General features: G+C 72.7%; 17 protein-coding genes. 4 read left to right on the top strand and 13 right to left on the bottom strand.

Features of this window, described 5'->3' with window-relative positions:
- Positions 1 to 105 precede the first annotated feature (105 nt).
- From ACFXMG_RS18970 to ACFXMG_RS18945, 6 genes are all read right to left on the bottom strand, one after another.
- On the bottom strand, positions 106 to 492 hold the full coding sequence (locus ACFXMG_RS18970) for a nucleotide pyrophosphohydrolase (protein ID WP_383819288.1): 387 nt from the start codon (positions 490 to 492) through the stop codon (positions 106 to 108).
- Positions 489 to 1637, bottom strand: coding sequence for an ATP-binding protein (locus tag ACFXMG_RS18965; RefSeq protein WP_383819331.1), 1149 nt, complete (start codon positions 1635 to 1637; stop codon positions 489 to 491). Before ACFXMG_RS18965 ends, ACFXMG_RS18970 begins: the two co-directional genes overlap by 4 nt.
- A gap of 502 nt (positions 1638 to 2139) precedes the next feature.
- Entirely contained in the window at positions 2140 to 2583 is a 444-nt protein-coding gene (gene sepF / locus ACFXMG_RS18960; protein WP_383819287.1) for a cell division protein SepF, read from the bottom strand.
- A 100-nt stretch (positions 2584 to 2683) separates the two neighbouring features.
- Positions 2684 to 4018 (bottom strand): PLP-dependent aminotransferase family protein, encoded by a 1335-nt coding sequence (locus ACFXMG_RS18955; RefSeq protein ID WP_383819286.1) that lies wholly within the window; start codon positions 4016 to 4018, stop codon positions 2684 to 2686.
- Positions 4019 to 4023: 5 nt separating this feature from the next.
- The gene (locus ACFXMG_RS18950; protein ID WP_383819285.1) at positions 4024 to 5061 is read right to left on the bottom strand and encodes a GHMP kinase; all 1038 of its coding nucleotides are present in this window, start codon (positions 5059 to 5061) and stop codon (positions 4024 to 4026) included.
- A 154-nt stretch (positions 5062 to 5215) separates the two neighbouring features.
- Entirely contained in the window at positions 5216 to 6484 is a 1269-nt protein-coding gene (locus ACFXMG_RS18945) for an erythromycin esterase family protein (RefSeq protein ID WP_383819283.1), read from the bottom strand.
- Between the two features lie 177 nt (positions 6485 to 6661).
- Here ACFXMG_RS18945 and ACFXMG_RS18940 point away from each other — a divergent pair, with 177 nt between their 5' ends.
- Positions 6662 to 7480, top strand: coding sequence for a MerR family DNA-binding transcriptional regulator (locus ACFXMG_RS18940; RefSeq protein ID WP_383819281.1), 819 nt, complete (start codon positions 6662 to 6664; stop codon positions 7478 to 7480).
- A 32-nt stretch (positions 7481 to 7512) separates the two neighbouring features.
- Here ACFXMG_RS18940 and ACFXMG_RS18935 read toward each other — a convergent pair whose 3' ends face one another.
- A complete protein-coding gene (locus tag ACFXMG_RS18935; protein WP_383819279.1) occupies positions 7513 to 8763 on the bottom strand; it encodes a nuclear transport factor 2 family protein in 1251 nt (416 codons plus the stop codon).
- A 109-nt stretch (positions 8764 to 8872) separates the two neighbouring features.
- On the opposite strand from ACFXMG_RS18935, the gene ACFXMG_RS18930 reads away from it, so the two are divergent.
- Positions 8873 to 9853 carry a LysR family transcriptional regulator gene (locus ACFXMG_RS18930; RefSeq protein WP_383819277.1) on the top strand — a complete coding sequence of 327 codons (981 nt, stop codon included), beginning with the start codon at positions 8873 to 8875 and terminating at the stop codon, positions 9851 to 9853.
- Here the strand turns inward: ACFXMG_RS18930 and ACFXMG_RS18925 are convergent.
- Positions 9756 to 11072: an MFS transporter gene (locus tag ACFXMG_RS18925; RefSeq protein WP_383819275.1), complete on the bottom strand. Its 1317-nt coding sequence runs from the start codon at positions 11070 to 11072 to the stop codon at positions 9756 to 9758. The genes ACFXMG_RS18930 and ACFXMG_RS18925 overlap by 98 nt on opposite strands.
- Entirely contained in the window at positions 11069 to 12523 is a 1455-nt protein-coding gene (locus ACFXMG_RS18920; protein ID WP_383819273.1) for an FAD-dependent oxidoreductase, read from the bottom strand. Before ACFXMG_RS18920 ends, ACFXMG_RS18925 begins: the two co-directional genes overlap by 4 nt.
- A gap of 130 nt (positions 12524 to 12653) precedes the next feature.
- Between ACFXMG_RS18920 and ACFXMG_RS18915 the strand changes: the two genes are divergently transcribed.
- The gene (locus tag ACFXMG_RS18915) at positions 12654 to 13016 is read left to right on the top strand and encodes an ArsR/SmtB family transcription factor (RefSeq protein ID WP_383819272.1); all 363 of its coding nucleotides are present in this window, start codon (positions 12654 to 12656) and stop codon (positions 13014 to 13016) included.
- A 33-nt stretch (positions 13017 to 13049) separates the two neighbouring features.
- On the opposite strand, the gene ACFXMG_RS18910 is transcribed toward ACFXMG_RS18915, so the two are convergent.
- From ACFXMG_RS18910 to ACFXMG_RS18900, 3 genes are read right to left on the bottom strand one after another with little or no spacing between them, the layout of a single operon-like run.
- Positions 13050 to 14156, bottom strand: coding sequence for an ArsO family NAD(P)H-dependent flavin-containing monooxygenase (locus ACFXMG_RS18910; protein ID WP_383819271.1), 1107 nt, complete (start codon positions 14154 to 14156; stop codon positions 13050 to 13052).
- The gene (arsB, locus tag ACFXMG_RS18905; protein WP_383819269.1) at positions 14153 to 15235 is read right to left on the bottom strand and encodes an ACR3 family arsenite efflux transporter; all 1083 of its coding nucleotides are present in this window, start codon (positions 15233 to 15235) and stop codon (positions 14153 to 14155) included. Before arsB ends, ACFXMG_RS18910 begins: the two co-directional genes overlap by 4 nt.
- Entirely contained in the window at positions 15232 to 15540 is a 309-nt protein-coding gene (locus tag ACFXMG_RS18900; protein WP_383819268.1) for an ArsR/SmtB family transcription factor, read from the bottom strand. Before ACFXMG_RS18900 ends, arsB begins: the two co-directional genes overlap by 4 nt.
- Before the next feature lie 74 nt (positions 15541 to 15614).
- Here ACFXMG_RS18900 and ACFXMG_RS18895 point away from each other — a divergent pair, with 74 nt between their 5' ends.
- On the top strand, positions 15615 to 16031 hold the full coding sequence (locus ACFXMG_RS18895) for an arsenate reductase ArsC (protein ID WP_383819266.1): 417 nt from the start codon (positions 15615 to 15617) through the stop codon (positions 16029 to 16031).
- 99 nt (positions 16032 to 16130) lie between these two features.
- On the opposite strand, the gene ACFXMG_RS18890 is transcribed toward ACFXMG_RS18895, so the two are convergent.
- Positions 16131 to 16700 carry a hypothetical protein gene (locus tag ACFXMG_RS18890; protein ID WP_383819264.1) on the bottom strand — a complete coding sequence of 190 codons (570 nt, stop codon included), beginning with the start codon at positions 16698 to 16700 and terminating at the stop codon, positions 16131 to 16133.
- Positions 16701 to 16705 lie beyond the last annotated feature (5 nt).

Here is a 16705-nt window from a genome sequence, read left to right as displayed (position 1 = left end):
GACTTGCCGTTCCCTCAATCCACTACCCAGAGTGAGGCCGCCTGAGCCCCGGCACCAGAGGAATTCGGAAATCTGTGGACAGGCATCTCGACAGGGAAGAAGCGATCACTCCGAAGAGTGACGATCATCCACAGCGGCGTCCGACTCGTCCGTTCCGTCCCGTCTGCGGGGTGGGAAGCGGAGTTCGTTCCGGTCGATCTTGGCGGCGAGGGCGGCGAGGGGGTCGACCCCCAGCACCTGGCAGAACTGGAGGAGGTAGGCGAGGACGTCGGCCACCTCGTCGGCGACCCGGTGGGCGGAGTCCGGGTCCTCCATCACCTTGTCCGCCTGCTCGGGCGTCAACCACTGGAAGATCTCCAGGAGTTCGGCCGCCTCGACGCTGAGCGCCGCCGCCAGGTTCTTGGGCGTGTGGTAGGGCTGCCAGTCGCGCGCCGCCGCGAAGGCGGCGAGGCGGCGCTGGAGCCCCGCCACGTCGTGTTCGGTGTCCGTCACGGGGTCAGGTCTACCACCGTCACCCCGGGGGTTCGCCGGGCTTCCGCCGCGGTGCCCTCGCCGACCGAGCCCGCGAGCCGGATGTGGCCGTCGGCGGCGATGGCGGCGGCCAGGTCGAGGAGGGCGGCCGCCTGGCGGGCGTCAAGGCCCCGGTCGAGGTCGTCGGTCAGGAGTGTGAGGCACTGCATGGCGTCCGGGACCTCGGCGATCCGGTCCATGGCGAGCACGCCGGGGCCGGTGAGGAGGGTCAGCGCGAGGGCGAGGTAGCGGAGTTCGCCGTCGCCGAGCCGGCCGAGCGGGGTGGCGGGACGGGCGCCCCGGGCGAGGAGGGCGCCGACGGTGCCGTCGCGGAGTTCCTGCACGCCGATGCCGGTGACGGGCCCGGCGCAGCCCGCGCCCGCGACGGCGGCGAGCCGCTGGTGACGGCGGGGGCAGGCGTTGTGGGTGCGGTGCAGGACCTCTGCGAGGTTGGCGCAGTCGCGCAGGAGCCTGCCCTCGCCGGGGAGGACGGGGGCGCGCATCCTGGCCGGCTCGGGCGCGCAGGGGAACAGCGAGCGGAGGCCGACCACGGTCTGTTCGGCCGCGGCCAGCACTTCGCGCTGCCCTTCGGTCGCGCCCGCGACCCGCAGCGGCAGGAGGGCGGTCCCGAGCAGGTCGTCGGGGAGCGGGGCGCGGGTGACGGGGGTGGCGCCCGCGGTGAGCCAGGCGGCCTGCACGGTGGTGCGGCCGGGGTCCCTGAGGGCGGTGGTGAGGAGGGTGCGGCCGTGGCGGGTGAGGCGTTCGCCGACGATGCGGAGGTCGGGGTCCGCCTGGACGGCCAGGTCGAGCCGCACCGGCCCGACGGGGCCGTCAACCGTGCAGCCGATCCGGAAGCCGCGGCGGCCCTGCGAGTCCGGCCGCGCGCTCTCCGGGACGCGGGCGGCGGGATCCGGGAACACCTCCGTGAGCGGATCCCCCGCGCCGAGCCGGGCCAGCGCCTCGTACGCGCCGAGGACGGTGGACTTCCCGCTGCCGCTGGGACCACTGAAGAGCGTGACCGGCCCGAGGGCGTACGTGGCCCGCCGCCGCCCCGCGAAGGCGGAGAGCCGCAACTCGGTCACGACGGGCCTCGCGACGGCCGACGGCTCGCCCCGGTCCGCCGGGATCCCCCGCGCGCCGGCTTCGGTGCCGGGACGTGCACCGCTGTCGGTACGTGAACGGGTGCGGGGTGGCGTGCCGGTGCCGGTGCCTGCTCCCGTACCACCGCCCTTGCGGGATCCCTGACCGGCGCTCGTGCCCGTACCCGATCCCGTACCCGTACTCGATCCCGTACGCGATCCCGTACGGCCACCTCCACCCCCGCCCCCACCTCGCCCCGGGGCCGGGGCCGGGGCCACGGGCGGTGGGGTGGAGCGGGGGTTCGGGACGGTGTCCGGGCGCGGGTTGCGCGAGTCGGAGGTACGGGCGCCGGAGGAACGGGGGTCGGAGGATCGGGGGTCGGCGGAACGGGTTTCAGGGCTGCCGGTTTCGGGGGTACGAGTGTCAGGTGTGCGGGTGGCGGGGGTGCGGGGGCCCGGGGTGCGGGCGAGGGCGGGGCCGGCGGTGAGGTCCATGATCGGACCGTACGCAGGGGCGCCGCTGACGAACCGTTACGCCGGGATGACCTTCCTACGATCGGGGGACGCTCGCGCGCGGGGCGCCGACGGGCTCGTCGTCCTCGTCGCCGGCCGGGCCGTCGCCGGTGCTCTCGACCTGGGTCCCGGGAGGGGCCAGCAGGAAGACGTTGCGGTCGACGCGGTGCATGCCGCTGCCGATGCCGAAGACGACGCCGCTGCTGAAGTCGAGGACGCGCTTGGCGACTTCGGGGTCGGCGCTGGTGAGGTCGAGCAGGACCGGGATCTGGGCGATGAGGTACTCGGCGACCTCGCGGGCGTCGGCGAAGACCTGGACCCGCAGCACGACCATGCGGCGCTGTTCGACGGACTCGTACTGCTCGGGGATCGTGCGGTGGTCGACCCTGGACGGCCATCCGTCACGGCCGCGCAGCGGCAGGACCTGGGCCAGGCCCTCCCACTGCTCGTCGGTGACGTCGTACCTCTCGTACCTACTCATGGCCCCATCCTCCCGCTCCTCACCCGTTCGGCCCAACAACGACACGGGTGAAGGGGTGAAGGGCGGGTCGGTCGGAGGTCAGGAGGAAGCCCGGCCGAGGTCAGGCGAAGGTCTTGGCCAGGCGGCGCAGGCCCTCGGCGATCTCGTCGGGCGAGTGGGTGGTGAAGGAGAGCCGGAGGGAGGCCGGGTCGGGGGTGCCGGAGAAGAAGGGGGCGCCGGGGACGTAGGCGACGTTGTGGCCGACGGCGGCCGGGAGGAGGGCGGTGGCATCGCGGCCCTCGGGGAGGGTGGCCCAGACGAACATGCCGCCCTCGGGCCGGTTCCAGCGGCTGCCCTCGGGGAGGGCGGCGGCCAGGCCGTCGAGCATGGCGTCGCGGCGGGCCCGGTAGGCGGCGCGCATGCCGGCGACGTGGGCGTCGAGGTCGCTGTCGCGGAGGTAGCGGGCGGCGGCGGCCTGGTCGACGGTGGAAGTGTGCAGGTCGGCGGCCTGCTTGGCGATGACGCAGGCGCGCCGGAGCGCGGCGGGGGCGCGCAGGTATCCGAGGCGCAGGCCGGGGGCCATGACCTTGGAGAAGGAGCCGAGGAGGACCGCGCGGTCGGCGGCGGCGGGGAGGCCGGCGATGTGGGGCACGTGCTCGCCCTCGAAGCGGAGTTCGCCGTACGGGTCGTCCTCGGCGATCCAGAAGCCGTGACGGGCGGCGGCCTCGGCGACGGCGGTGCGGCGCGCGAGGGGCAGGGTGCGGCCGGTGGGGTTCTGGAAGGTCGGAATGATGTAGAGCAGGGTGGGCTTCTCGCGGGCGGCGATCTCGTCGAGGGCCTCGGGGATGATGCCGTCCTCGTCGGTCGGGACGGGGACGACGCGGGCGCCGGCGAAGCCGAAGCTCTGGAGGGCGGCGAGGTAGCAGGGGTCCTCGACGAGGACGACGCTGCCGGGTTCGAGCAGCGCGATGGTCAGCAGCGTGAGCGCCTGCTGGGAGCCGGTGGTGACGAGCAGGTCGTCGGCGCCGGTGGGCAGCCCTCGGGCGGTGAGGCGGGCGGCGACGCCCTCGCGGAGGCCCGGGTCGCCCTCGGTGGTGGAGTACTGGAGGGCCGAGTGCGGGATGTCCGTGAGGACGGCCTGGTAGGCGGCCTTGATGCCCGCGGTGTCGAAGAGTTCGGGGGCGGGCAGGCCGCCGGCGAACGAGATGACGTCGGGGCGTGCCGTGAGCGCCAGGATCTCCCGTACGGGAGAGGAGGCGACGTTCCCCAGCCGGGAGGTGACCGGGGGCGTGGGGGCGGCGGCCTGCGGGACGGCTGCCGGTGAGACGCCGGCCGTCGGGGCGGCAGCCGGTGAGTCAGTGACCGGCGAGGCGGCGACCGGCGTGGCGGCATCCGGCGAGACGGCGGCGGCGGGCGAGGCGGCGCCGGGCTGGGGCACCAGGGCGGCAGAAGGCATGCGGCTCAGTGTATAGAGCAGCGTTTGGGTGTCCAGGAGTCGGCGCTTTCCCGACTGGGCGGAGTCGGGAGGGAGTTGGCGCCGCCGACGGTGAACGTCCGGGTGTACGTGATGCGGTGGGCGTCCAGCGCGCGACGGGTGGCGTCGGCGCGGGCCTCGGCGCCAGGGACGGTCGGGTCGTGGAGGACCCCGGCGACGCAACCGCTGTGCGCGATCTGCACGCCGACCGCTCCGGTACGCCGGGCCAGGGCGACGAGCGCGTCGAACTCCGGCTGTCGCAGCACCCGTTGGGCGCGTCGGGCGCTTGCGGTCGCGACCCGCCCGAGCAGCGCGGTGTCACCCTCGGCGAGGGCGCGGCGGAGCCGGTCGCGGAGCCGGGCGTACGCGCGGAGCTCGGCAGGGGTCGGCGTGGCGGCCGGGGCGGGCAGGGCCAGGGTGTCGACGGGCGCGCCGCCGCCGAGGAGGCAGCCGACGACGAGGAGCGGCGGCAGCGCGGGCCCCAGGACTTCGAGGACGCGGCCCTCCCGCTGGGCGAAGAGAACCGGCCGGGCGTCGAGCATGAGGGGATCGCTGGCGCGTTCGGCCCGGACGGCGAGGCGGGCGGTCGTACCGGCGTCGAGACGGATCCCGTACGCGTCGGCGACGGCCCGCACGGTCGCGAGGACGTCACTGGTGGAACTGCCCATGCCGAGCCCGAGCGGGACGCTGCCGGTGAGCCGCAGCGTGCCGCCGTGGGCGGGTCGTCCGGTGCGGGCCGCGCAGACGGTGACGGCGAGCCGGGCGGCACGGGCCGCTTTGGTACGTCCTCCGGGGACGACGGTCACGGCGTCGGGCGGGGTGCCGGGGCGCGGGGTGAAGTCGGCGCGGGTGCCGGGGGCGGCCATGGGGAGCGTGACCAGGCCGGCGCGCGGGCGGCCGTCGGCGTCGAGGAAGACGCCTTGGAGGAGCTCGCCGTGGTGGGAGGGGGCGTGACCGGTGCCGGGGGTGGGGGTGGGTTGGACGGGGGCGGGGGCTGGGGCGGCGGCGGAGGTGCTGGTGGTCACCTGGAGAGTGTGACCTGCGGGGTTGGGGGGTGGGGGCGGCGGGGTGGGGGCTGAGGATGCCGGTGCAGGCGGCGCGCTCGGTGGTGAAGGTGGGGGGCAGGGCGTCCACCCCGCAGCCGTACCCCGGCCCGGGCGGGAGTCGGGGCTGCGCGGCTCAGCCCGTCGGCCACCACTGGGGGCCCTCGGGGGCTTCCTTCACGAAGACGAGGGCGTCCTTGGTCGTCAGCTGGGTCGGGTCGAGGGGTGCGTAGCCGTGCCAGGGCGACTCGCGAGGGGTGGGCGTTGCGTCCCCGAGCGCGGCGGACAGCCGGTGCGGGTCGAGGAGGATCCGGTCCTCGGGGAGTGCGTACAGGAGGCCCTCGACGGTGTCCGGGGGCGGGTCCTGCACGCCACGGTGGCGGATGGTGCCGAGGGCGGTGGCGACGAAGGCGTACTCCTCGCCGAGCCGGGAGGCGGCGATCGCGCCGGCACTCCACCACTCCGGGCGCCACTCCCCCATCCGCATGCTGCTGCGGTCGCGCTGGAGGTGCGCGTTGTGGCCGTGGGCGAAGACGGGGCCGCGCTCGGCGAGAGCAAGCAGGTTGGCGGCCATGAGGGCGTCGCGGAGGGTCAGCAGGCGGCCGAGGCGGGCGGGCGAGGTGTCGGCCATGGCGGAGTGGTAGCGCAGGAGTCCGGTGGCGGTGCGGGCGCAGAGCCGGGCCCGCTCCCAGCGCTCGCGTTCCGCCGGCTCGCCCAGGTCCGGGGTCAGCGCGTCGAGCAGGGCCGTCAGGTCGTCGGCGATCAGCCGCAGCCGTTCGGCCTCGGGCGTCCGCCCCACGGACCGGGAGGGGTCCCGCATCGCCGCCGGTTCGGTCCAGCGGCGGTCGTCGCCGAGGAGCCCGTCGAGGGTCTCGGCGGCGCAGGGCAGCATCGTGGCGTCGTACCGGGCGGCGAGGTGGGCGTGGAGGGCGGTGAGCGCCTGCCGGGGGCTCGCCCCGCCGCTCGTCTCCAGCGGGCCGTCGAACCCGGCGAACCGCACCTGTTCTTCTGCGGGCCGGCCGTCGTTGTACGCGCGCATCCAGCGGACGAGTTCGCGGTTGGCCGGGGAGCCGCCGAAGCCGTGGCTGAATCCGCGCTCCATGACGTCGTCGAGGTCGTCGGAGGCGGAGTCGGTACCGGCCACGGAGCCGGTGACGTACTCGTCGACGATCAGACCCGCCATGCAGTCGCTCTCGATCGCGATGACCCGGCGCCCCTCCTCCTCGACCAACTGCCGGAAGAGGTCGTTCCGTACATGGAGGAGGACGTCCTCGCCATGGGTCGGCTCCCCCAGCGCGAGCAGGCGTGGCCGTCTTCCGAGCATCCCCAGGAGGTTCGCCGCGTCGACGACGTGAGCGGCGTCCCCAAGGACGTCCTTGATGGCGGCGTTGTCGGCAGGAGTCATGATCTCAACCTCATCTCTTCCTCTTCCTCTTCCTCTTCCGGGATCAGATGAAGGAAGGCAGGCGCGCGGTCGCCCCGAAGGGAGCCCCCGCAGCACCTGAGGCTGGAAGCTACACCTGAACATCCAGTTGAACTTTGTCCCGCTAGAAGCAAGCTCTTGCGCCGTACAGTTTCAAACGTGGCTTATTTCCGACCCGCCGATCTCGCCCAGGAACACGGCATCTCTCCGCAGACCGTCCGCAACTACGAACGCGACGGCTTCCTCCCTCCCGCCGACCGCACCGACTCCGGTCACCGCCGCTACACCGAACGCCACGCCGCGGCCCTCCGGGCCTACCGCGCCCTCGTCCTGGCGCATGGCTACACGGAGGGCGGCACGATCATGCGGTCGGTCGTAGACGGGCGTCTGGAGGACGCCCTGGCCGCCGTCGACCGCAGCCACGCCGAACTCCTCCGCGACCGGGGCACCCTGGACGCGGTGGGCGAGGCCCTGGCCCACCTCACCAAGGACTCGACCGGCATTCCCACCGGCACCTCCACCGACACTTCCACCGACACTTCCACCGGCACCTCCACCGGCGCTTCCTGGCGCGCCGCTCCGAGAACCACCCAGCCCTTCACCATCGGCGAACTCGCCCACCGCCTGGGCGTCAGCGTGGCAACCATCCGCGCCTGGGAGAAGGCGGGCGTCCTCCTCCCGGACCGCGACCCCGACACCAACCACCGCACCTACGACGCCGACACCGTCCGCGACGCCGAACTGGCCCACTTCCTCCGCCGGGGCCGCTACCCCCTCGACCTCATCGCCACCGTCGTCCAGCAGGTCCGGGCGGCGGGCGACACCCGCGCCCTGGAAGCGGCCCTCGCCGACTGGCGCGGCCGAGTCTCCACTCGGGGCCTGGCCATGCTCAAGGCAGCCGCCCTGCTCGCCGACTACCTGGCGCTCGACGAAAGACAAGGCCCCAACCCCAGCCCCAGCCCCAGCCCCAGCCCCTGAGAGGAGCGGACGGAAAAACCCCTCCCCCTCCCTCAAGAATGGCGGTGGTACGCCTTGTTCGCGATGCGCCAGGTGTCGTCGGTGCCTCGGACGAGCAGGAAGACGTCGGTGAAGGTGTCCGGGCCGTGGACGAGCGTCATGGTGGCGGTCGCCACGGTGCCGTGGACGTCCACGGAGTCGATGCGACGGGACCGGGCCGGTTCGTCGGGGGCCGGTCGGCCGGGGAAGAGGGCGCAGTACTCGTCCAGGGGCCAGGACACGAAGGCGGAGTCCCGCACCCCTTCGATGTGGGCGGTCGGGAGGAAGGCGTCGCGGAAGTGGACGGGGTCGCCGGTGGCATGCCCACGGACGTACGCCCGGAGCGGTGCGAGGACGGCGTCGTCCACGGCGGGGACGGTTGCGGCGACGGCGATGTCCGCCTCCGGGCCGGCGGGAGTACTGATCAGACCGACGGCGTTGCGTACGGGGATGTCCGAGGCGTCGGCGAGCAGCGCCATGTCCTTGGCCAGCGCGCCGATCGTGAACTCGGCGGCGGGAGTGGCTGTGGCGGGGTCGGCGTTCGGTCGCCGCCGGTCGTGGGCAAGGAAGGGCCGTTTACGGGACACGAGCGCGCCGAGCTGGCCGAGTTCGAGGATGGCCAGGACCTGGTTACGGGGCAGGCCGAGGGCGTCGCCCTGTTGCAGGGCGTCGCGCAGGGCGAGGACGGCGCCGGCGAGGCTGTTGTTGGCGAGGAGTTTGAGTGCGGCGGCGGTGGAGGCATCGGACACCGGGCGTACGGTGCCCAGCGCGTCCAGCACCGGCCGGACCCGGTCGAGCGTGTCCGGTTCGGCGGCGGCAGCCAGAATCTTCAGGGCACCTGCGGCGACGGCGGCCACGGAGCCCAGTACGGGCGCGTGGACGTAGGACGAGCCCAGGCGCCGGGCCAGCTCGGACGCCTCGGCGGGGGCGATCGTGCCGGTGTTCAGCACCACCGCGTCCGGCCGCAGCGCGTCACGGACGGCGTCCAGCACCTGCCGGCAGGCCGGACCGTCGAACAACGCCAGCACCACGACATCGGCCCCCGCCACCGCCTCCTTCGGGTCGCCGACCGTCTTGACGGCGCGAGACGCACGCCCGGAGCGTGTCCAACCGACGACATCCCAACCCTCCTTCCCACCCTGCCCCTGGCTCTGGCCCTGGCCCGGATTCTGCGCGGCGAGGCGTGCCGCTATCGCGTCGCCCATACGTCCCAGGCCGAGGACGGCGATCCTGCGGGTTGTGGTTGTGGTTGTGGTTGCGGTCATACGCACAACGGTGGTGCACCACGAAACCTGCGACAAGCGCAGATCTCGCAGGGCAGCTCTGCGCACACCGCATACCTCATGCCTCCCTCCCGCTAGGCATACTGGCGCGATGGAACTGACGGTGTGGCGGACCTTCGTGACCGTGTGCCGGCTCGGTTCGCTGTCGGCGGCGGCCGCCGAGCTCCATCACACGCAGTCGGCCGTCTCCCGACAGATCGCCGGACTGGAGCGGCAGCTCGGCGTGCCACTGATGGAGCGCCACGCGCGCGGCGTCCGTCCCACGCCCGCCGGCGAGGTGTTCCGGCGCCACGCCCTGGCCACCCTCGACGAGGCCGACCGCGCGATCCGCGCCGTACAGGCAGTCCGCGACGGGGCGTTCGACCGACCGCTGGCCGTCGGCGCCACACCCTCCCTGGCCGCAGGAATCGTCCCCGAAGCGATCCGCGCTCTCCTGACACAGCTACAGGCTCAACCCCCGACACACCCCCACCCCCAGCCCCAGCCCCAGCCCCAGCCCCAGCCCCAGCCCCAGCCAGGATCCCTCCGATGGAGCCTGCTTCCCGGTCTGAGCGCGCCCCTGCATCACCGGGTGGCCTCCGGCGATCTCGACATCGCGGTCGTCACCGACGCGCCGCCCGGCCTGCCCCAGGAGCCACGCGTCGAACGCCGCTTCCTCGGGCTCGACGAGATGGTCGTCGCCCTGCCCGTCGGCCATCCGCAGGCCGGGCACGGCCCCGTGCCCATGCGGGCCCTGGCCGACCAGTCCTGGGCCGAGGACGACGACGGCTCGGCGGCCCTCCTGCGCCGGCACGCCGCCCGGGCCGGGCTCACCGCGCGTATCGACCTCACCGCGGCCGATCTACCCGGCAAGCTGGCCCTGGTCGCGACCGGTCACGCCATCGCGCTGATCCCCGGGGTCCTGGTCCGCGCCCTGCGGCCCGATGTGACCACGGTGGGCCTCGTGGATCCCCCGACCCGGGGCATCTACGCGATCACGCCTCGCCGCGACCCCCACCCCTCCACCGCTCCCCTGCTCGACCACCTCGCCACGGCCTGCGCCGCGCTCCATCCGAACCGACTGTCTGACTGACTGACCGACTGACGGACGAGCCGAGGGCGACGAGCGCCGCGGCTCCGCCGAGGGCTGCCAGTACGGCGAAGAGCCCTGGGTAGCCGCCCAGCGGCGGGGCGAGGAGGGCGGCGGCGAAGGGTGCGAGGGCGGATGCGGTCATGGCGGGAGCGCTGAGGATCCCCGAGAGCTTGCCGTAGTGCCGGGAGCCCCAGCGGTCGGTGATGGCGGTGGCCTGGAGGAGGGTGAGGTTGCCCCGCACCATGCCGGCCACGACCGAGACGGCGATCAGCAGACCGTACGGGCCGGGGGTGAGGGCGAGGGCGGCCGTGGTCAGCCCGCCGAGCGCGACGAGGACCACCGTGCGGGTGGTGGTGCCGGTGTGCCGGGCGAGCGGGGCGTAGAGAGTACGGCCGAGGGTCTGGCCGGCGCCGCCGAGGCCGAGGGCCCAGGCCGCCTGGGACGTGCTGTAGCCGCGTTCGACGAGGAGCGGGACGAGGGTGACGACGACGGCGTACATCGCGAACGCCGAGAGCGTGAACGCGACCGCGAGAAGCACGAACGGCCTGCTGCGGACGACCTCGTGGGGCGTCGCGTCCGTGTCGGCGGGCGTGGGCGGAGCCGGGGGCCAGGGGGCCCGCAGCGCGAGGGCGTGGGCGGGGATCGTGACGGCGGCGAGGATCCCGGCGAGCACGAGGTAGGTGGCGCGCCAGGTCAGGTGGTCGGCGAGGGCGGCGGTGAGCGGGGCGAAGACCGTGGAGGCGAGGCCACCGGCGAGCGTGACGATGGTGAGGGCGCGGACGTGGTCGGGGGCGAACCATCGGGTGAGGGCTGCGAAGGCGGGCTGGTAGAAGGTGGCGGCCATGGCGAACCCCGCCAGCAGCCACCCGGCGAAGAACACCGGCAGGTTCGGGGCCATCGCCACGATCACCAGGCTCGCCGTGCCGACGGCCGAGCCGGCGGTCATGACCGCACGGGGACCGCGGTGGTCGATGATCCTGCCGACGCGGATCCCGACGATGCCGGAGACCACCAGGGCGAGCGAGAACGCCGCCATCGTGACACCGGCGGACCAGCCGGTGTCGGCGGTGATCTGCGGGTTCAGGACGGGGAAGGCGTAGTAGACGATGCCCCAGCTCGTGATCTGCGTCGCGCACAGCGCGGGCAGGACGGCCCGGGGCCGCGACCGCTCCCCCGCTCCGGTCGCGGCCCCGCCCAGGCGCGTGTCGAGGTCGGTCACGAGCCGCAGGAGGAGGAGGCCGGTGCCGAGGTGCCTATCGGGATGAGCGCGGTGGCGGTTGTACAGCAACCGCCACCGTCCACCGTGGTGTTGGCGTCGGTAGCGGTGGCCGTCTGGTCGAAGAGTCCGGCGCCGCCGCAGACGCCGGTCTCCGGGAGGACGAGTTCGACGCGCTCGGCGGACTCGTGGTCCCCGGCGAGCGCGGCGACGACGGAGCGAACCTGCTCGTAGCCGGTGAGGGCGAGGAACGTCGGCGCGCGGCCGTAGGACTTCATGCCGACAAGGTAGACACCCTCCTCCGGGTGCGACAGCTCCTTCACACCGTGCGGGTAGACGGTGCCGCAGGAGTGCTGGTTGGGGTCGATGAGCGGGGCCAGCGCGACCGGCGCCTGGAGGCGCTCGTCCAGGCCGAGGCGGAGCTCGTCGAGGAAGGACAGGTCGGGGCGGAAGCCCGTCAGGACGATGACCTCGTCGACCGGTTCGAGGCGGCGGCCGTCCTCCGCGATCAGGACCAGGCACCCCTCGGCATCGCGCTCGATCGCGTCCGTACGGAAGCCGGTGACGGCGTCCGCGTGCCCCTCGTCGACCGCGGCCTTGGCGGCGAGACCGAGGGCGCCGCGCGCGGGGAGCTGGTCGGCGGCGCCACCGCCGAACGTGGAGCCGGAGATGCCACGCCGGAGGATCCAGGTGGCGCGCGTGTCAGCCCTTGTGCTGTCTTCACCTGCTTCGGACCTCGCGAGGTCGGCGAGGGCCGCGAGCGCCGTGAAGGCGGAGGCACCGGAGCCGATGACGGCCGTACGCTTCCCGGCGTAACGGGCCCGTACGGAGGGGTCCTTGAGGTCGGGGACGCGGTAGGAGATCCGGTCGGCCGCCGCGCGCTCGCCGAGTGCGGCCAGGCCGTCGCCGCCGGCGGGGCCGGGGCTCGACCACGTACCGGAGGCGTCGATGACGGCGCGGGCGAGGATCCGCTCCTCGCGGCCACCGGCGTACGTGACATGGACAGTGAACGGCCGACCCTCACGGTCGGCGTCGACGATCCGGTCGCGGCCCGCGCGGGAGACGCCGGTGACCCGGGCACCCACGCGCACCTTGTCGCCGAGAACGTCGGCGAGCGGCTGGAGGTAGCCGTCCACCCACTCACCACCCGTCGGGTACGTACCCGAGTCCGGCCGCACCCAGCCGCTCGGGGCCAGGAGCTTCTCGGCGGCCGGGTCGGTGACCTCGCCCCACGGGGAGAAGAGCCGCACGTGCGCCCACTCCCGTACCGCCGCGGCCGCCCGCGCCCCGGCCTCCAGGACCAGCGGCTCCAGCCCTCGGCCGACGAGGTGGGCGGCGGCGGCCAGACCGACGGACCCCGCCCCGATGACCACGACGGGCAGCCGCTCGACGGAGGCGGCATCAGTGGCGGTGGCGGTATCGGGGCCGGTGGCGGTGGCGGCGGCGGCATTCATGACGGTTCCCCTCATATTTCGACATCCGTCGATCTCTCCACCCCCAGCATGACACCCTGCATCGACAAACGTCAACATAGACATTCATCTAACCAAGACTGCCTAGTTCGACGTGTGTCAACATAGACATATGTCGAATGCGAAGGTGCTGCCGCTCGTGGAACCCCCTGTCGAGGCGTGCTGCCCGCCCCTCGCGGAGCGCCCGCTGACGGCCGAGGAGGCCGAACGGACCTCCGTCATGTTCAAGGCGCTGGGCGATCCGGTCCGGCTGCGCCTGTTCTCGGCGGTCGCCTCGCACGAGGGCGGCGAGGCGTGCGTGTGCGACATCTCCGACGTCGGCGTCTCCCAGCCCACGGTCTCCCACCACCTGAAGAAGCTGAAGGAGGCCGGACTCCTCTCCTCCGAGCGGCGCGGCACCTGGGTCTACTACCGGGTCGAGCCCGCCGTCATAGCCGCCATGGGCGCACTCCTCACCAAGGCCGCCACAGACTGACCGTCACAAATCGACGCCTCAAGGACCGACGCCTCACGAACCGGCGGCAGGCCGCCTCAACCGCTCCGCGATCGCGCGGGCGGCGTCGCGGGCGGGGCGGCCGACGCCGATGAGGGTGGCGGACGCGGGGCCGGTCCAGTCGCCGTATCCGAGAAGGTGCAGGCGGGGTTCGGCGAGGGCTTGGATGCTGCCCGCCGCCATGGCGATACGGCCGCGCGGACCGCGCAGCCCGAGCGGCGCGAGATGGGACAGGGCCGGGCGGAAGCCGGTGCACCAGACGATCGCGTCCGCCGCCGCGCGGGTGCCGTCGGCCCACTCCACCCCGGTCGCGGTCAGGCGCGTGAACATCGGCTGGGCCTTGAGGAGTCCGGCGTCGCGGGCGGCGCGTACGGGCGGGACGGCGACGATGTCACCGAGCGACGCGACGCCTCCCGTGTCCGTACGGCCCTCGTCGAGGGCGCGGCGGCGGGCGGTGGCGAGGTCGAAGAGGGCCCGGCCGTCGATGTCGTCGGCGAGGTAGCGAGGTTCCCGCAGGGTCACCCACGCCAGTTCCGTCAGCTGCGTCAGTTGCGTCAGTTCGGTGTCGCACGCGAGGTCGGCAGCGATCTGGGCGCCGGAGTTGCCGCCGCCGACGACGATCACGCGCCGCCCGGCGAAGTCCGCCGGCCCGCGGTACTCCACCGTGTGGAGCTGGGCGCCCTGGAACTCCGTACGCCCGGGAACCGAGGGAACGAACGGCCGCCACCAGGTACCGGTCGCGCTGATCACCGCCCGCGCCCGCCAGGCACCCCCATCCGCCTCCACCCGGAGAAACTCGTCATCCCGACGAACGGCCACGACGCGCACGGGCCGGACGACGGGAAGCTCGTACCGCTGCTCGTAATCTGAGAGGTACGAGACGACATGCGCGGCGTCCGGGTACGTCTCGCCCGGCTGCGGCGGCATGAGCCGGCCGGGCAGGGAGGAGTACGCGGCCGGCGAGAAGAGGCGGAGGGAGTCCCAGACGTGCTGCCAGGCACCGCCCGGGGTGGCCTGGGCGTCGAGGACGACGAAGTCGAGGCCGAGGCGGCGCAGGTGGTACCCAGCACTGAGCCCGGCTTGACCGCCACCGATGACGACGACATCGAGCGCCCCCGTCATGCGAACTTCTTGCGCCAGGCCAGCGACACGTACACCAGCCCGACCAAAACAGGCACCTCGATGAGAGGCCCGACGACACCCGAGAGCGCCTGCCCGCTGGTGACGCCGAAGGTGGCGATGGCAACCGCGATGGCGAGCTCGAAGTTGTTGCCGGCGGCGGTGAAGGCGAGGGTGGCGGTGCGGTCGTAGTGCAGGCCGATCGCCTTGCCGAGCAGGAAGGTCCCGAACCACATCACCGCGAAGTACACGAGCAGAGGCAGCGCGATCCGCACGACGTCCAGGGGCTGCGAGGTGATCGTCTTCCCCTGGAGGGCGAAGAGGATGACGATCGTGAAGAGCAGGCCGTACAGCGCCCACGGCCCGATCTTCGGCAGGAACTTCGTCTCGTACGTCTCGCGGCCGAGCTTCCTCTCGCCGACGCGGCGGGTCAGGAAGCCGGCGAGCAACGGGATGCCGAGGAAGATAACGACATTGAGCGCGATCTTCCCCATGGAGATGTCGAGGCTCTCGCCGTCTCCGAGTCCGAGCCAGCCGGGGAGGATGTCGAGGTAGAACCAGCCGAGCAGGCCGAAGGCGACGACCTGGAAGACGCTGTTCAGCGCGACGAGGACGGCTGCCGCTTCGCGGTCGCCGCAGGCGAGGTCGTTCCAGATGATGACCATGGCGATGCAGCGGGCCAGGCCGACGATGATCAGGCCGGTGCGGTACTCGGGCAGGTCAGGCAGGAAGACCCAGGCCAGCGCGAACATCACCGCAGGCCCGAGCACCCAGTTCACGACGAGCGACGACACCATGAGCTTCTTGTCGCCGGTGATGGCGTCGAGCTGGTCGTACCGAACCTTGGCGAGGACCGGGTACATCATGATCAGCAGGCCGACGCCGATCGGCAGGGAGATCCCACCGATCTCGACCCGGGCAAGGGCGTCCCCCATCCCGGGGATCAGCCGCCCGAGACCCAGGCCGAGTGCCATGGCCAGGAGGATCCAGACGGCGAGGAAACGGTCGAGCGTCGACAGCCTCGCGACAACCGAAGAGTCCTCGACAACGGCCGCAGGGGCGTTGGGGGCGGTGGAGGTCACGGGCAGGCCCGCTTGGAGTCGGCGGAAGCGCGGGCGGTCGCGGCCAGCGCGACGAACTGACCGGCCAGCCCTTCGATGACCTCCGGCCTGAGCCGGTAGTAGGTGAACCGCCCACAAGGCTCGGTCTCCACGACCCCGGCCTCCCGCAGCACCCTCAGATGGTTCGAGAGATTCGTCTGCTTGGCACCCGTCTCCTCCACGAGGTGGGTGGTGCAGAGCGTCTCGCGGGCGAGCAGGGTCACGATCCGAAGCCTGAGGGGGTCGGCCAGCACCCGAATCAGGTCAGCGTCGACTGACGTCATCATGCGCTGATACTGTCACATCACTCACCACTGATACCACCCGGAGTCGACCCTCCCCTCCCCCTGAGGAAGAACCGATGACCACCCCGCTCGCCTCCGTCCTCTTCGTCTGCGTCCACAACGCGGGCCGCTCCCAGATGGCCGCCGGATTCCTCCACCACCTGGCCGGCGACCGCATCGAGGTCCGCTCCGCCGGCTCACTCCCGGCCGACCACCTCAACCCGGCCGCCGTAGAAGCCATGGCCGAAGCCGGCATCGACATCTCCACCCACCACCCCAAGCCCCTGACCACCGAAGCCGTCCAGACCTCGGACTACGTCATCACCATGGGCTGCGGCGACACCTGCCCCGTCTTCCCCGGCAAGAAGTACCTCGACTGGCCCCTGGAGGACCCGGCCGGCCAGGGCGTAGAAGCGGTCCGCCCGATCCGCGACGAGATCAAGGCCCTCATCGAAACCCTGATCACCGAGATCGACACCCAGCACGGGCCCTGACCGACAATGAGCATCAGACTCTCGAGCCCCCGAGACCCTTCGGGGAGTTCGGGACAGGAGGACGGCCCAGAGCAACCGGCGTGAGCCACGCGTTCCGATCTACATCTGCCGGACCACCGGCGTCCTCAGGAAGTGGTCCCATCCAGCCCACTCGAAGAGGCAGGCGGCGAGAACCGCCTGCTCCGAAGGGCTCCTCAGATCCCAGTACCGCCCCGTCACGACGCCCGCCTCCTCGCCACGCTCGATGAGCCTCGGCCTGATCCGGCGAGCGATGAAGCGTACGCCGATCGAGTCGCCCTCCAACGCGACGTAACGGCGCGATGGGCGCATCGCGGACCTGGCGGCAGCATGGAACGGGATGCCGTCCAGATGCCCCTCCACACCTTGGGAGAGGCTTCTCTGCGCGAAATACCCCGGGGTACCCAGCTTGTTGATGACAAGCCTCGGTTCCCCGCGCAAAGAAATGGACCAACGCTCCGCACCGTTCGCGATTTCCTCGATATTCCTACCGACTCCAGGCCCGCGAGTGAGCAAGACATCGCCTTGCGGAGTGGAGCCTTTGGCGAAAACACCCTCGGTTGCCGCATACAGGGCCCAGCGGTCATGGGGAACCACTCTCCCCAGCGTCAAGCTCCCCAAGGTGTCTTTCGAGAGGGGAAACTCATTCATCGGCG

It is taken from the genome of Streptomyces sp. NPDC059201 (genome assembly GCF_042754585.1).
Classification (GTDB): domain Bacteria; phylum Actinomycetota; class Actinomycetes; order Streptomycetales; family Streptomycetaceae; genus Streptomyces.
The sequence above is the reverse complement of the archived record's forward strand: the minus strand, read 5'-3'. Positions and strand labels throughout refer to the sequence as shown.

Bases quoted from the DNA above. Each gene is read 5' to 3' on its own strand.
- ACFXMG_RS18900 (WP_383819268.1), bottom strand. From the start codon at position 15,540: ATGATGACGTCAGTCGACGCTGACCTGATTCGGGTGCTGGCCGACCCC.
- ACFXMG_RS18930 (WP_383819277.1), top strand. From the start codon at position 8,873: ATGGAACTGACGGTGTGGCGGACCTTCGTGACCGTGTGCCGGCTCGGT.
- ACFXMG_RS18955 (WP_383819286.1), bottom strand. From the start codon at position 4,018: ATGCCTTCTGCCGCCCTGGTGCCCCAGCCCGGCGCCGCCTCGCCCGCC.
- ACFXMG_RS18920 (WP_383819273.1), bottom strand. From the start codon at position 12,523: ATGAATGCCGCCGCCGCCACCGCCACCGGCCCCGATACCGCCACCGCC.
- ACFXMG_RS18910 (WP_383819271.1), bottom strand. From the start codon at position 14,156: ATGACGGGGGCGCTCGATGTCGTCGTCATCGGTGGCGGTCAAGCCGGG.
- ACFXMG_RS18945 (WP_383819283.1), bottom strand. From the start codon at position 6,484: ATGACTCCTGCCGACAACGCCGCCATCAAGGACGTCCTTGGGGACGCC.
- ACFXMG_RS18895 (WP_383819266.1), top strand. From the start codon at position 15,615: ATGACCACCCCGCTCGCCTCCGTCCTCTTCGTCTGCGTCCACAACGCG.
- ACFXMG_RS18890 (WP_383819264.1), bottom strand. From the start codon at position 16,700: ATGAATGAGTTTCCCCTCTCGAAAGACACCTTGGGGAGCTTGACGCTG.
- ACFXMG_RS18935 (WP_383819279.1), bottom strand. From the start codon at position 8,763: ATGACCGCAACCACAACCACAACCACAACCCGCAGGATCGCCGTCCTC.
- sepF (WP_383819287.1), bottom strand. From the start codon at position 2,583: ATGAGTAGGTACGAGAGGTACGACGTCACCGACGAGCAGTGGGAGGGC.
- ACFXMG_RS18915 (WP_383819272.1), top strand. From the start codon at position 12,654: ATGTCGAATGCGAAGGTGCTGCCGCTCGTGGAACCCCCTGTCGAGGCG.